Source organism: Bradyrhizobium sp. URHD0069 (assembly GCF_000701345.1).
In the GTDB taxonomy this organism is placed as follows: Bacteria; Pseudomonadota; Alphaproteobacteria; order Rhizobiales; family Xanthobacteraceae; genus Bradyrhizobium.
The window spans coordinates 277,738-291,604 of sequence record NZ_JNIJ01000005.1; the positions used below are offsets into that span (position 1 = coordinate 277,738).

12 protein-coding genes, 1 tRNA gene and 1 pseudogene are annotated in these 13,867 nt (G+C 61.4%); 10 read left to right on the forward strand and 4 right to left on the reverse strand.

Features of this window, described 5'->3' with window-relative positions; genetic code table 11:
* Positions 1-47 precede the first annotated feature (47 nt).
* A pseudogene (locus tag N554_RS35225) lies at positions 48-1,567 on the reverse strand (aldehyde dehydrogenase).
* Positions 1,564-2,214, reverse strand: coding sequence for a GntR family transcriptional regulator (locus tag N554_RS0101385; RefSeq protein ID WP_029581833.1), 651 nt, complete (start codon positions 2,212-2,214; stop codon positions 1,564-1,566). The pseudogene N554_RS35225 and the gene N554_RS0101385 overlap by 4 nt, the downstream one beginning before the upstream one ends.
* Before the next feature lie 158 nt (positions 2,215-2,372).
* Here N554_RS0101385 and N554_RS0101390 point away from each other — a divergent pair, with 158 nt between their 5' ends.
* Positions 2,373-3,182: an alpha/beta fold hydrolase gene (locus tag N554_RS0101390; protein WP_029581834.1), complete on the forward strand. Its 810-nt coding sequence runs from the start codon at positions 2,373-2,375 to the stop codon at positions 3,180-3,182.
* A gap of 88 nt (positions 3,183-3,270) precedes the next feature.
* Here the strand turns inward: N554_RS0101390 and N554_RS0101395 are convergent, their stop codons facing one another.
* Positions 3,271-6,756, reverse strand: coding sequence for a PAS domain-containing sensor histidine kinase (locus N554_RS0101395; RefSeq protein ID WP_029581835.1), 3,486 nt, complete (start codon positions 6,754-6,756; stop codon positions 3,271-3,273).
* 373 nt (positions 6,757-7,129) lie between these two features.
* Here N554_RS0101395 and N554_RS0101400 point away from each other — a divergent pair, with 373 nt between their 5' ends.
* From N554_RS0101400 to N554_RS39455, 5 genes are all read left to right on the forward strand, one after another.
* Entirely contained in the window at positions 7,130-7,513 is a 384-nt protein-coding gene (locus tag N554_RS0101400) for a phasin family protein (RefSeq protein ID WP_029581836.1), read from the forward strand.
* A gap of 301 nt (positions 7,514-7,814) precedes the next feature.
* Positions 7,815-8,246 (forward strand): phasin, encoded by a 432-nt coding sequence (locus N554_RS0101405; RefSeq protein ID WP_029581837.1) that lies wholly within the window; start codon positions 7,815-7,817, stop codon positions 8,244-8,246.
* A gap of 225 nt (positions 8,247-8,471) precedes the next feature.
* Positions 8,472-8,548: transfer RNA gene (locus tag N554_RS0101410), tRNA-His, on the forward strand.
* A 367-nt stretch (positions 8,549-8,915) separates the two neighbouring features.
* Positions 8,916-9,464, forward strand: a complete 549-nt coding sequence (locus N554_RS0101415; RefSeq protein ID WP_029581838.1) for a GrpB family protein — start codon at positions 8,916-8,918, stop codon at positions 9,462-9,464.
* A gap of 262 nt (positions 9,465-9,726) precedes the next feature.
* Positions 9,727-9,924 carry a hypothetical protein gene (locus tag N554_RS39455; protein ID WP_156041715.1) on the forward strand — a complete coding sequence of 66 codons (198 nt, stop codon included), beginning with the start codon at positions 9,727-9,729 and terminating at the stop codon, positions 9,922-9,924.
* Between the two features lie 495 nt (positions 9,925-10,419).
* Here the strand turns inward: N554_RS39455 and N554_RS0101420 are convergent, their stop codons facing one another.
* Positions 10,420-11,241 carry a glycosyltransferase family 2 protein gene (locus N554_RS0101420; protein ID WP_051677231.1) on the reverse strand — a complete coding sequence of 274 codons (822 nt, stop codon included), beginning with the start codon at positions 11,239-11,241 and terminating at the stop codon, positions 10,420-10,422.
* A 180-nt stretch (positions 11,242-11,421) separates the two neighbouring features.
* Here N554_RS0101420 and N554_RS0101425 point away from each other — a divergent pair, with 180 nt between their 5' ends.
* The 4 genes from N554_RS0101425 to N554_RS0101440 all read left to right on the forward strand — a co-directional run.
* Positions 11,422-11,775: a hypothetical protein gene (locus N554_RS0101425; RefSeq protein WP_029581840.1), complete on the forward strand. Its 354-nt coding sequence runs from the start codon at positions 11,422-11,424 to the stop codon at positions 11,773-11,775.
* 398 nt (positions 11,776-12,173) lie between these two features.
* Entirely contained in the window at positions 12,174-12,485 is a 312-nt protein-coding gene (locus N554_RS0101430) for a hypothetical protein (protein ID WP_029581841.1), read from the forward strand.
* A 191-nt stretch (positions 12,486-12,676) separates the two neighbouring features.
* A complete protein-coding gene (locus N554_RS0101435) occupies positions 12,677-13,357 on the forward strand; it encodes a ParA family protein (protein ID WP_029581842.1) in 681 nt (226 codons plus the stop codon).
* A gap of 340 nt (positions 13,358-13,697) precedes the next feature.
* On the forward strand, positions 13,698-13,867 hold a 170-nt coding region (locus tag N554_RS0101440; RefSeq protein ID WP_029581843.1), incomplete at its 3' end, for a transposase.

Genomic DNA, 13,867 nt, shown 5'->3' on the forward strand with positions numbered 1-13,867 from the left:
GCGGCTGCCGGTCTTCTATGGATGCCGTGCAGCCGCTCGTTATTGCATCAGTTCAGTCGTCGTTGGGTCGCCGTGTCGCGGTACCAGTCGAACGGCTGGTCATGGGTCGCGACCATCACGCTCTTGGTGTTGAAATGATCGTCGAAACTTTCGGTGCCGAACTCGCGCCCGATGCCCGAATCGCCGACGCCGCCCCAGGGCGAGGCCGGATCGAGCCGGTGATGATCGTTGATCCAGACAATGCCGGCCTTGACGCCGGAGGCCACGCGGTGGGCGCGGCCGATGTCGCGGGTGCGGATCGCTGCCGCCAGCCCGAACGGCCAGTCATTGGCGAGCCGCAATGCGTCGGCTTCGTCCTTGAAGGGCGTGACCGAAGTGAAGGGCCCGAACACTTCTTCCTGGAAGATGCGCATGTCGGACTTCACGTCGGCGAACACCGTCGGCTCGACGAAGAAGCCGCCTTCATGGCCGGGCACTTTGGCGGCGACACCACCGGTGACCAGCCGCGCGCCGTCGTCGCGGCCGTATTGGGAATAGGCCAGCACGCGATCGCGCTGCCGCGCCGAGATCACCGGCCCAAGCTGGGTTGCGGGATCGAAGGGATCGCCGATGCGAATGCTTTGCGTCTTCGCCTTCAGCTTCGCGACGAATTCGTCGTAGATCGAGGTCTGCACGATATGGCGCGAGGCGCAGACGCAGGTTTGCCCGGCGCCGATGAAGGCGCCGAACGCGGCATAGTTGACGGCTTGATCGATGTCGTAATCGTCGAACACCATCACAGGCGTCTTGCCGCCGAGCTCCATGGTCTGGTGCGCGAACACTTTCGCGGCGGCCCCGCCGGCAATGCGGCCGGCTTCGGTGCCGCCGGTTAGCACCAGCTTGTTGATATCGGGGTGTTCGGCGAGCATCCTGCCGGCGCTTTGGCCGAGGCCGAGCACGACATTGAACACGCCGGGCGGCAGCCCCGCCTCGGTGAAGATCTGCGCCAGCTTCAGGGTGGTCAGCGGGGTGTATTCCGACGGCTTGACGACGGTGACACATCCGGTCGCGATACCGCGGCCAGCGACTTGCACATGATCATCAGCGGATGATTGAACGGCGTGCAGTTGGCGACGACGCCGATCGGCGTGCGCAGCGTGTAATTCAGGTACGAGCCTTCGACCGGAATCACCGAATCGCGCCGCGCCAGTGCCAGTCCGGTAAAATACCGGAAAAAGTCCGGCAGCCGCGACAGCTGCGCGCGGGTCTCGTTGACCGGACGGCCATTGTTGAGGGTTTCGAGCCGGTACAGCGTGTCGAGATTGGCCTCGAAGGCATCCGCCAGACGATTGACCAGCCGTGCGCGGGCGCGAATGTCCATGCCGCCCCAGGCGCGCCCTTCGAAAGCAGCGCGTGCGCTTTTCATTGCGCGGTCGATATCATCGGCCGTCGAATTCGGAATCCGCGCGATCACGTCGCCGGTGGCGGGATTGCGGACGTCCAGCATCTCGCCGGAGCCGGCCTCGATCTCGCGGCCATCGACGAAATTGCCGTGCGTTTCGACCGCTGGTTTGGCGGAAATATTCATGCGTCTCTTCCTTCGACGATGACGGCGTTGCGCTTCAGCGCCGGCAGCACGCGTTTTTCGGTCTGCGCGATGTGCGCCTTGATGATGCGGGCGGCGGTTCGCGCGTCGCGCCGCTGCATCGCCTCGATCAGGGCGACGTGCTCGGCCACCAACTGCGTCGGGTCGTGGCCCCTGACGTTGGCGACGCTGACGCGCACCAGGCGGTCGGCCTGTCCGATCAGGTCGCACAGCGCCGCGGCCATGCGGCGGTTGCCGGAGGCATGGGCCAGCGCGGAGTGAAAGGCGCGGTTGTAGGCGATGAAGTCCTCGTGGTTGCCCGAGAACAATCTGAATTCGTCGAGTGCCTTCAGCACGTCGGCCGTGGCGTTCTCGATCGCCTCGGCGACGCAGGCCGGCTCCAGCGCCAGCCGGAACCGCAACAGATCGCGCGCGTCCGAAAGCGAAATCGGATTGACCCGGTAGCCCTGGCGCGGCTGCACGGTGACCAGGTGCTCGCGTTCCAGCCGCAGCAAGGCCTCGCGCACCGGCTGGCGACTGACGGCATAGCGTTCGGCCAGCTCCTGCTCGCGCATATCATCACCCGGCGCCAAACGGCAGGTCAGAATATCAGAGCGCAGGTTCTCGTAGACATTGTCACGCAAAAGCATCGAAATTCCCTTAGCTCGACCTTCAATCTGCCATTCGTGAAATATCACGTCAAGTGACGAAGGCTTGAAAAGCCTGAAATTTGATTTATCAATCAATGGCGCTGGCAAGCACCCGCCTTCGAAAGGGGGTGTCGCCTGGCCTTGAAAGAGAGACTGGTATGGATCGGCTTTTCGCCAACGGCACGGTCAATGCGGCGCAGTCCGGCAAAGGACCGCCGCTTTTCCTGTTTCATTCCTTGCTGTCGGACCGGGCGAGTTTCGATGCCATCGCTCCCATTCTGTCGCAATCGTTTCGGGTGATCGTTCCTGAATTACCCGGCTTCGGCCAATCCGACGCGGTCAGCGGAGGTCTCGCCGCTGTCGCCGACCGCATGGCAGAGTTGGTGAAGGATGGCGCCGGCGGCGACGCCGCCATCGTGCTCGGCAATGGCTATGGCGGGTTCGTGGCGCTGCAGATGGCCATCCGCCATCCTGATATCGCGACCCGACTCATTCTCGCCGATTGCGGTGCCGCGTTCTCGGAAGAAGGCCGCCAGGCCTTTCGCAATATGGCGGCGGCTTCCCGGGCGAAGGGACTATCCGTGATCACGGACGTCGCGATGCGCCGGCTGTTCGCGCCGGAATTCCAGGCGCAGCATCCCGATCTGATGGCGGATCGCCGCGAGGCGTTTCTGCGCACCGATGGCGAAGTGTTCCGCGCCGCCTGCAACGAACTGGCGGAACTCGACCTGCGGCCCGAACTCGGCAAGGTAAGGATACCGGTCCTGGTGCTGGTCGGCGAGCACGACGAGGCGACGCCGCCGCCGATGTCGATCGAATTGGCTGCTGGCCTGCCAAACGCGCATCTCGAGATCATCCCGGGCTGCGCGCATGTCCCGCAACTTCAGGCGCCCGATATGTTTCTGGATGCGATGGGCGATTTCCTGCCGGCGTCCAGGCTGCATATTGCAGCAAGCCCATCTGTATAGCTTTTATCGTTGCCGACAATTTGAGCGGGCCGGACGCATTATCAGTTCGTCGACGGTTTTCGGATTCGCCGTAGCGATGATGGGGCTCTTAAGCCCGCGCCATCGCGCGCAAGAACACTACTTCGATCAGCGTGCCCGAATGCGCCCCGGTCTTGATGTGGAATCGCGCGCGGTTGGCTTCGACCAGCGCTTTGATCAGCGACAGGCTGACGCCGGAGCTGTCGGAGGCCTGGTCCGAGGGGGCTTGCGTCCGGAATGGCTCCAGCGCGGCGGCGACCTCGTTGTCGTTGAGACCGTGACCGGTATCGCGGACGCGCAGCACCACTTCTCCGAAATCCGACAGCGCGGTGGAGACGATGACCTGGCCGCCGGCATTGGCGAGGTGGATGGAGTTTCCGATCAGGTTCAGCGCGATCTGACGCAGCGCGCGGCCGTCGGCGAGCACCGGCGGCAAAGCATGCGCCAGCGAGGTCCGGATGATGATGCGTTCGCGATTGGCCTGCGGCTGCATCACTGCGACGCATTGCTCGACCACCTCGTTGAGGTTCTGGCTGGCGAAGGCGAGCTCCAGTTTGCCGGTCTCGATGCGAGACAGATCGAGCAGGTCGTTGATGATGGCGATCACGCGTTCGCCGGATGCACGGATGTCCTTCATGTATTCGACATGCCGTTCGTTGCCGAGCGCGCCGAACCGCTCGTCGATCATCACTTCGGCGAAACCGATGATGGCGTTGAGCGGCGTGCGCACCTCATGGCTGATCCGCGCCAGCATGTCGGCTTTGCCATTCGCCGCGCGATCGGCCAGCCGCCGCGCCTGCTGCAGTTCGCTCTCGCTCTTTTTGGTTTGCGAAAGATCGCGGAACACCGCGAAGAAATTCGGACCATCGGGCCGGGTGCGTCCCATGGTCACCGACAGCGGAATAAGGCCGCCCCGGCTCGCACGGCCCAGCACCTCGCGGCCGTGGTCGAGCAGGCTGGCGACGCCACTGCCCTTGATGCTTTCCAGATAGTCCAGCACTGCCGGCTGGCTTTCCGGCGCGAACAGCTCGGTGAGATTGCGTTGCACGAGTTCGTCGCCGTCGTAGCCGAACAGCGCCTCCGCGCTGCGGTTGCACGAATTGAGGTTGCCCTCGGCGTCGAACATCACGATGCCTTCGACCGCGGTATCGAGAATGGCGCCAAGTTCTTCGGCATTGGCGTGGCCGACCGCCGACGGTTCCGGCGCCGGGGCGGGTTCGGCAATCGCGGCGGCGAGATCGGCGCTTTTCGTGCCGGTGTCGGAAAAAATCAAAGCCAGCGCGGAATCGTCGTCCCAGGAAATCGTGAACAGGTGCGCATCGATGCCCGGCGACGGCGTATCTTCTGGCGAAGCTTGGCTGGCGGAAATCGTCACCGGCGTGCCGGTGCCCGATGTGCTGCTGGCGGTCGAGACACCGGGCTCGACATAGAGCGCGTCGAGACCGCCGGCCTCCTCCAATGCATGAAGGCTCGGATAACCCATCCGCGCCAGAAACGCCGGGTTGGCGTAGAGCAGCCGATCGAGCCGATAAATCAGTACGCCGACCGGGAGCAGATCGAGCAGCGTCTTGTCGCGCCGGGTTTCGCCGCGCGCGGGCGGCTCGGGCTGCGCCAGCCATTCTGGCGTTGCGCTCGCCGATCCCGGCGTTTCCGGCGCAGCCGGGTGCTCGAGAACGGCCTCGGGCGCGTCCCCCGGCGTCGCGACAGCAGTGCCGTTGTGGCCCTCGAGGCGCGCCGACAATTGCCGGGCGAGCTCGTTGAAGGCGGTGTTTTCAACCGGCGTCAGGACCGGCGATTTCGTATCGCCGGGCGACCGAAATGGCACGACGTTCTTGGGGGGTTCCACGGATGTTTCCAGATCGGTTTGTGGTGAAGTCTCGCAGGCAATCGACGCCGGCCATTCAGGGGTGCTGGACGATGCAGCATCGGGCTCAGCGGGCAGCTCTGCGGCGGCCGCGCCGTTAGCAGGATCTGCCCGAACGATGTCGGCCGAAAGCGTCTGCGGGGTCGGCGGATCGCTGACAAACTCATAGCGGCGCAACGCGGCGAGCCGCGCCAGGCCGTCGAAATCGCGGCAAACCCCAAACCCTCGGTAGCCGGCGAAATTCCGCAGCCGATCGTAGATCGGCAATCCCGACAATTCCACCGGCAGTCGGCCGCCGCCATCGACGGGCCAATGCAAGGTGATGCCGCCCCAGGTATCGCGCGTGGCGACCGCGTTGGCGACGCGGCCGTGCGGATCGAGCCCGAACACTTCGGCGATTTCGCTCCACAATCGGCCGAAGCTTGTGGCCGTGCGTGCGCCGATCAGGCGGGTGAATTCGTCGGAGCCGAGCGAGAAGCGGCCTTCGACATCCATCTGCCACGCGAACCGCAGCGGGTGGCGGCGCATAGCCGGCGAGAGCTGGTCGAGCCATGGCGGCATTTCGGCACGCTGAGGCGCGCCTGATGGTGGCGCGGAATCGATCGCCGGCGGCGGCTCCGTGGCAAGCGGCGCCGGCTCGTCGGCAACGGCTTCGACGTAAGGAGACGGCTCGTCCTGATGAACGTCGATCTCGGGCGTCGTTGTCTCCGGCGGTGCTTCGGTCTGCGAAGCCAAATCGACCGGCGTCTCTGCGGGTGGCGATTCCACGAACTCGTCGATCAAAGCGAATTCGGCCGGCGCTTCGCCTGAGCTCGCTGGCTGTTCGTAATCGGGAATCGGCTGCTCCGCCGCGGGCGCGATCGGCTGCTGCGCGGCTTCAGGCGGTGCAGCTTCAGCCGTCTCTGCGGGCGGCGATTCCGCGAACTCGTCGATCAATGCGAATTCGGCCGGTGCTTCGCCTGAACTCGCCGGCTGTTCGTAATCGGGAATCGGCTGCTCCGCCGCGGGGGCAACCCGCTGAGGCGCGCGCTCGCAATCGGTCGCGCCGGGCGCGATCAGCGCAACCAGGCCGACATCCGCACCGCTACCGACGCGCTGCAGCACCATGTGGTGGACACCGATCCGCGCCTCGACGCGGCCCTGCTTCAGCGCGTCGCTCCGCGCATCGTCAAGCCCGGCCTCGGCGAGACTGCGAAAACCAAGCAGCGGACGCGCGGCGTCGCTGGCGCCGACGAACTCGCCGTCGCGGGCGAATGCCGCGATCGGCGGCTCGATGCCTTCGACCAGACGTTGCAGCCGTTCGATCAGTGGCATCGAGCGGCCCACCATCTCGGCGGCCGCCAGCAGGATGCCTTGGCTGCCATCGGCGAATTCGAGCCGCGCGCAGCCGCAGGTGACGAGCATGCCGAGCGGCGCGCCGAAGCCGCGCAGCCGCTGCAGCCGGATCGCGTCGTTCGAGGGCAGCCTTCCTGCAAGTTGCGCCACCTGGCGGCGGTGCGCATCCGCCGGGCCGAAGATCCTCTTGGCCAGTGCGGCGCCATTGTCCGCGCCGAGCAGCCTGGCGCCGACCGGGTTGGCCCACAGAACCCGCGTGCCGTCGATCGACCAGAGCCATGCCGGGAGGGCGCTTGTCGCATGTACCGCCAGTCGCGGATCGCCCACGCCTCGCAACTGGAATTCAGCATTGTTCATTACAGTGACATGACAGACTGGTTCGGCTGTTGCTCGACGATGGCGCGAGATATCGACCGCCAAAGGATGACAGCCTTAATGAACAGTTAGTATCGCCCGCTGAAGACGACAGGTCCACGGCTTGACAGTCGGCGAGATGTCCAAAGCCGCCAATAACCTTAATTCGGCTCGCTCTGGCGAATTCGCCCGAACCCTTGCCCGGGCTCCCGCGTTGGAATGTTGCAAGACGCGATCGGAGGTCCACGATGGGACCGATGGACGCCGCGTCATACGGGCGAGATACCGGCGAAATCTTTTGTCGGTAGAATTGAGGTGAACGAACCGGGAGGCGGGGCTTTGGATGGCCCCTTGCAAAACCCAAAGGAGTGGGATCATGAGCGAAGTTGGACGTGACCGTTTCGAGATTCCAAAGGAAATGCGATCGATGGCTGAAGCGAGCTTGGATCAGGCCCGCAAGGCGTTCGAGAAATTCCTTGCCAGCGCGCAGCAGACCGCCGGATCGATCGAGGAGCGCGGTGCGACGGTGCGCGCCGGGGCCAAGGACATCACCGGCACGGCGATTTCCTATGCCGAAAAGAACGTGCAGGCCTCGCTGGATTTTGCGCAGTCGCTGCTACACGCCAAGGATCTGAGTGATGTCATGCGGCTGCACAGCGAGTATGTGCAGGCGCAGATGCGGGCGCTGGCCGAGCAGGCGAGCGAGATGGGCCAGATTGTCAGCCGGGTCGCGATCGATGCAACCAAGCCGAAAAGCTGAGATATCTCAGGAGCTTTCCCTGGCAACGGCGAGGGCTGCGGCCTGAGCGATCCTCGCCCCTGCCGGACCACACCTGGTGATTGCGGGAGGCGCATTTTATATGGCATTGCACCTTAAATTGCGTTGCAATGCACAAAATTGACATGATATGGCTACAGGATGCCGCGTGCCCGACGAAGGGCATTCCTACTGCGTGATCCAAGTCGCTGCGTGATCCAAGTCGACGTTCCCGGCCATTTCTGGCTGCCGGGCGCGCAAAGAAGTCACACACCATTTTCACCCCGTGCGAGGATGCAAGGCCATGGCAAGTACCGATCCTTTCTCCGCCTCGATTATTCCTTTCGAAGTTCCCGAGCAGATGCGTGCGTTCGCCGAAAAGGGCGTTTCGCAGGCCCGTGATAACTACGCCAAGTTCAAGGACGTCGCGGAGAGCCACAACGGCACCATCGAGGCGGTTTTCACGACCGTCAGCAAGGGCGCCAGCGAATACTCCGCCAAGCTGATGGAAATGATGAAAGCCAACACCACCGCGAACCTGGACTTCGCGCAGCAACTGTTCGGCATCAAGTCGCCCTCGGAGGCGGTGGAGCTGTGGACCTCTCACACCCGCAAGCAGTACGAGACCTTCACCGCCCAGGCCAAGGAACTCACCGAGCTGACCCAGAAGATCGCGACGGAAACCGCCGAGCCGATCAAGGCCAACGCGTCGAAGCTGTTCAAGCCGGCCGCCTGATAAAGCTGCGCTCTCGCTCTAAAAAGCCCGGGCGGTAGAGCCCGGGTTTTTTGCCTTATGGGGCGGCGCATGGTTGTGCCGGAGACTCATAGCAAGCCCGAAATCGTCCCCCCGCGGGCCGTGGGGGACGACGCTTAGATGGTCATCTCCCGCCTTGCCAAAGCTGTGTGTTGCACCTAGTTTCCGGCTCGTTCGGCGGCCCCTTTTTCGGGCCGGCATACCGATGCAGTTGTAGCTCAGTTGGTTAGAGCGCCTGTCTGTGGAACAGGAGGTCGGTGGTTCGAGCCCACCCAACTGTACCACCCCACCTAAATTCCCCCCGCAGTTGCAGCATTTTGCTGATAGGTCTGCCTTATTTGCACGCGCCAAGAATGCAAAAGGCGCTTCAAATGGCAGTCGGGATGGCCGCGTTGACTCGTTCCAAGAGCGGCGATTTTCTTGCTCGGAAAGTTATCCCGCTGATGCGCGAGAAGCATACGCGCGCCTCTACGGTGTCAGACGTGAAGCGCAGCTCAAGCTGCCAGCGGACACACGCGACACGAAGCCAAGACGGGCCTCGGAGAGGGGGAAGCCGAGATTGAAACCCGCATCGCCACGCTGCGTGCGAAGAAGAACGGTGAAGGTTACCTTCGTGATACGATTCCACGAAAAGGCCATCATGGGGTGAGCATGGAAAAATACGGAGGAGGGTCGATCGTTGTCTCCGACTATGACGCCAACTGGCCGACCTTGTTCGAGCAGGAGCGCACCAGGCTTAAGAATGCTCTCGGCTCGTTCGCTTTGGCCATTGAGCATGTAGGCAGCACGGCCGTTCCAGGTCTCCCATCGAAGCCCATCATCGACCTGTTAGTTGGTGTACCCAGCCTTGAAGAGGCAAAGGAACGTTGCATCGAGCCGATTGAGGCGCTTGGCTACAACTATATACCGGAATACGCGTCGTGGCTTCCTCGCGAATTGTTCTTCCGTAAAGGGCCTCCGGGACCGTGGACCCACCATGTGCATTTGATGGAGCTGCTATATCCTCGTTGGGAAGCACTTTCGGTGTTTCGCGATTATCTTCGCGCACACCCCGAGGCAGCGCGCGCTTATGCCGATATCAAGCGGGCCCTTGCTGCCTCGTCAAAAGACAACATAGAAGCCTATCGAAACGGAAAGAACACTTTCGTCGAAGAGACGACAGCTAAGGCTCGTGCATGGCGCGCGGATGCAGGAGAATAGCAGCGCCGGATTAGGATCCACTTCAGAGCCTCGGGCGCTTGGCCGGCTACGCAGCGGCCGAATCGCGGAACGGTAAATTTATTTTGACGCGTGGGAGCCTCTCGATAGCTGCCTCTGCGAGCCCCCATCATAAAAGTGCGACGTGGGGGAGATAATTTGGCAACATTCAGAGACACGCTCACGAACGTTTCAAATCGCATTACAGCATTGTTAGTTTGCGTTCAGAAGAAGTTGACTAGACTTGGGCAACCCTGGAGTTCCAATGTACTCCTCTGAGGAATTTGCATCGCTGGAAATTATGTGCCGCGAGCGGGCGACGCTTGCCAAAAAGAAAATGGAATTTTGGTTTTCAGAAGCGGAATACTGGCGGGCAGAAGCAGAGGAATGGAAGCAACTCAGGCAATCTGCTGACCCATCCATAGAACGAATTGCGAACTGCTCAAGTGACCAACCGAATTAAACAAGCAATAAAAAGGAGTTTCCGAAGAGGCTCTACGCACGTTTGAGTTTCTGGGAATTGCGAGCCTCTTCCCGCGTATGCGTCGCGAGGGAGGTATATCGCAAAGCATTTGACGCGCGCCCTTTATCTATCGTTGGACTTCAACTGCACTCATCTTCCAGCACCTATAGTGAACCTCAGGGGTTAGTGAGCCTTAGGGGCTGGGGGAGCCGAAGGCTCACTATGGTTTCTCAACGCTTTGCGCTGTTGCACACCCAATGGCACCGCGGACCATTGCAGGCCAGCATTTGTATTGGTCAGCGCATCGGCTGGCATTGCGCATCAGCCTTAGGGGATCGCTACTGCAGGTATCACTGCAGACTGACCCGCAATGACCTTCAGGCGTGTGTCCGCTGCCAGGGCAGCATTTCCAACAAGCCGGAGCAGCCAAGGCAGATCCGGAGCCAAGCGGTCACATTGGCACGAGGCGGAAGGCAATCTCGATTTTCAAACGAGTCACATCTTGACCGCATTCGCGAAGAGCGTGTCACCCCACTCGTACAAGGGCCGCATGAAGTCAGATTGGGTGTGGATTGCTCGTCCTTTGCGATCGCGCCATTTCCGTCCGTAGCTATCGAACGGAAAGTGTCGCATGTAGTAATCGCAGGTCTCTTCCCAATGGTCGACCGACAACGACTTACCGTAGTGTTGGCAATAGAGACCGGTCCCCACGCGTTCTACGCCACCCGGCTCTCGCGCATGATGGTGCTTCGCGAAGATGACCTCCAACCGGTTTCGCCACAACATCAGAATGTCTCGCCGTTCCGGGCCAAAGAAGCGACGAAAGCCCAATAGTTCGCGATCGGCTTGATAGGGTGCATGATCGCCAGGGGTCATATAGGCGTCGAACAGATGAACCCGCACGCCGTCGTAATCGCTAGAATGCGTTCCTTCGATGAATCCACGTAGATCCCCGGTAACGCGCTCATCCGCGTCGAAGCAAAATATCCAGTCGAACTGCAACTGTTCGCGCGCCGTCTGCAGCAAAAGTCCGCGATGTCGACCCTCGGCAATCCGGCGTGCCTCGATGTCCGCTTCCCACGACCGATTTGTCACAATCAGAGCGACTTTTGGGTGTCCGCCAAGAATCTCCAGCGTTCGATCCGTACTCGCGTCATCATAGGCGACTATCGCATCGACGTGCTTGCCGACGTAGTCCAGTGTGTCTCGGAGAATAAGCGCTTCATTGCGAACGCGGGTGATTCCGATCAGGAAGTGCTTCTGACCCAATAGACCGGTATTGCAAGCAAGGATTTGTTCGCCGTCGCGGAGCTGCACCGAAAATCACCCTGAAGGACAGAGGATTGGACGGCCAACGGCTGATGCCTCGTTTTGGTTCCGCGAACTTATCGCGGCAGGTTATGAGCCTGTCGGAGTTTTCCGCAACGGCCTTTGGTTGCCCTGCTTGCTAATTCCTTATTGTTCACTCACAATTCACAAAAGCGACGCGAGGGATTCATGTTTGCTGTCCGGTCCAGAAAGTTCCAGCTCGGCTTGATGTTCGCAACGGCGCTGTCATTTTCGATGCTGCCGAGCGCAAGCCAGGCTTACACGCCCGAACAGCAACAAGCCTGCAGCAATGACGCGTTCCGGCTTTGTAGCGCCGAGATTCCCGATGTCGACCGCATCACGGTATGCATGGTCAGGAACAAGTCTCAGCTTAGTCCCGGATGCCGCATCCACTTCAGCCCTGGCGCCGAACCATCGGTGACGCCAGTCGGCACGGGGCGGCCGCTCTCCATCAAGCCGGCACCGGCGAAGAAACCCGTCAGCACCAAGCCCAAGAAGCCCGCGAAGTCAGGCGCCACCTGACCCGACTTGAGCTTGCCTTGCTGACCTGCCGAGCCAGCGCATTTCCCTGCCAAGGTTCGACTCTCCACCGACACCTTCTTCTCAACAAGAAAAACCGGAGGAAACCAATGCCCTTTCGTCGGATTGTATCCAACTGCAGCGCTTCATGGCGCGGGTTGGGACGAGGTGAAGCAGGAGGCTGGGTGTAGAGTGGACAAAGCAAAAGCGTGTTCACCAAGGTCGACCGGCATTCGAATCTGGAGCGATGGGCGCGGCCGAAGAGCGCTTTCACCCTCCGCTCTGGATATGCAGGCCAGCGCGCTGTACGGTCTACCGCGATTTCAAGCCCCCATCGCGTGACAAGCTGACGCCTTGCGGCGGCGTCTCCGATCAACATTTCTCGCGTGAGGAGAGGTTCATTGCGCCAAGATTACAAATCGGAGCTCGACCGGCATTTTGCCTGGTTCGAACGCAGGCTCCCGCCGCGGGCCGGCAGGTTCGTGGCGTGGCTGCGCAAACCGTCTTCCCGGCTGGTGCGGATTCCACTTGCCTTCCTGCTGATCGCGGGCGGCATTTTCAGCTTCTTGCCGGTACTTGGGCTATGGATGCTGCCGCTTGGGCTCCTTTTGTTCGCGCAGGACGTACCGATGCTGCAAAAGCCGATGGTGCAGATGCTCGGATGGATCGAACGCAAATGGATCGCGCGTCAGCGGGCGAAAAGCGCGCAATGACTCTGTCGAACGGTTGATTTTTCGCCTCTGCGGCGGCGCATGCTGTGACTCAAGCGGCGCATGGTGTGACTCAAAAGCCAACCTCGCTGATTAAATGAGAGGCTTTGCCACACTTGGTTGCAAATTTGTCTTCCACGAATCAGCGCGGTGATTCATTTTCACCTCCTGGGGTCAATCTGGGAGGCCAAGGTATGAACGTCATTGTTTTCGCATCGCGTAAAGGTGGCTCGGGAAAAAGTACTCTGGCCGCTCATCTGGCTGCTCATGTCCATAAAGCAACGAAGCCTTGTTTGCTCATCGATGCCGACCCGCAGGGGTCGCTCACACTCTGGCACAAGCTGCGCGGCACCAACGAGCCGCCGATCAAAACCGCTGTCAATTCCGTCAGCGGGATCGTCAGCGCCGCCAAGCGTGACGGCATCGAATGGGTATTTATCGATACGCCGCCGAATACGTCAGCCGTTGTGGAAGATGCCATCAAGAATGCCACGATGGTGATTATTCCCGCGCGACCGGGAGTGTTCGACGTCAACGCCGTGCAGGAAACGATTCTGTCCTGCCGCGCCGCGCGCAAGCCCTTTGCCGTCGTCCTCAACGGCGCGCCGGCTCGCCGGGACGACGTGGAGAGCCCGATCGTCACCATCGCGCGCGAAGCGCTGGCCAAATTCCGCGCGCCGGTGTGGGGAGGCCAGATCACCAACCGCGCCGACCTGCTGATGGCGCTCGGCCATGGCGAAGGCGTACGCGAATATTTTGCCGAGGGCCGCGCCGCGGCGGAAATCGGCCGGCTGTGGGCTGCGATCGAACGCTCGGTAAAGGCAATCCGCGGCCAGGTCTCGGCGGCCGGTGCAATGCACAAACAGGCGGCGTAGTCTCGCTGCCCCTGTGAGGCTAGAGCCCGGTTCTGATTCAATCAGAACCGGGCTCTAGCTCTTTTGTTTGACGCGTTTTCTTCACGCGAACCGGTTTCCACGTCACTCGAAAACGCTCTAACAAAGAACGCGCGGGGCTCCGCGCGTTTTTCGTTCCTGGCTCATCCTGAGGATGGCCCCTTGGCCGCGTCTCGAAGGATGAGCAAGCGATGAATTATCATCCTTTGAGACGGCGCGAAGGATACTAACCTCATCCTGAGAGCCTGACCGAAAAAGAAAGTTGAGTGATTCCAGCCCGTTGTGATTCCTTCGTGTTTGCGAAGACTCGAGGGAGCACAACATGTGTTGGACTGAAATCACCCGACGTCAATATCGGCGCGACGGACTGCGTTATGCAAGCGACACCACGGATGCGGAGTGGAAATTGATCGAACCGTTGATGCCTGCGCCATCCCGGCGCGGCCGTCCCCGTGAGATCAATCTGCGAGCGGTCATGAATGCGATCCTCTA

What these genes read in the sequence shown, in the direction of transcription:
- N554_RS0101400 (WP_029581836.1), top strand. Translation starts at nt 7,130, where the DNA reads ATGAGCGAAGTTGGACGTGACCGTTTCGAGATTCCAAAGGAAATGCGA.
- N554_RS0101390 (WP_029581834.1), top strand. Translation starts at nt 2,373, where the DNA reads ATGGATCGGCTTTTCGCCAACGGCACGGTCAATGCGGCGCAGTCCGGC.
- N554_RS39455 (WP_156041715.1), top strand. Translation starts at nt 9,727, where the DNA reads ATGTACTCCTCTGAGGAATTTGCATCGCTGGAAATTATGTGCCGCGAG.
- N554_RS0101395 (WP_029581835.1), bottom strand. Translation starts at nt 6,756, where the DNA reads ATGAACAATGCTGAATTCCAGTTGCGAGGCGTGGGCGATCCGCGACTG.
- N554_RS0101405 (WP_029581837.1), top strand. Translation starts at nt 7,815, where the DNA reads ATGGCAAGTACCGATCCTTTCTCCGCCTCGATTATTCCTTTCGAAGTT.
- N554_RS0101435 (WP_029581842.1), top strand. Translation starts at nt 12,677, where the DNA reads ATGAACGTCATTGTTTTCGCATCGCGTAAAGGTGGCTCGGGAAAAAGT.
- N554_RS0101425 (WP_029581840.1), top strand. Translation starts at nt 11,422, where the DNA reads ATGTTTGCTGTCCGGTCCAGAAAGTTCCAGCTCGGCTTGATGTTCGCA.
- N554_RS0101415 (WP_029581838.1), top strand. Translation starts at nt 8,916, where the DNA reads ATGGAAAAATACGGAGGAGGGTCGATCGTTGTCTCCGACTATGACGCC.
- N554_RS0101385 (WP_029581833.1), bottom strand. Translation starts at nt 2,214, where the DNA reads ATGCTTTTGCGTGACAATGTCTACGAGAACCTGCGCTCTGATATTCTG.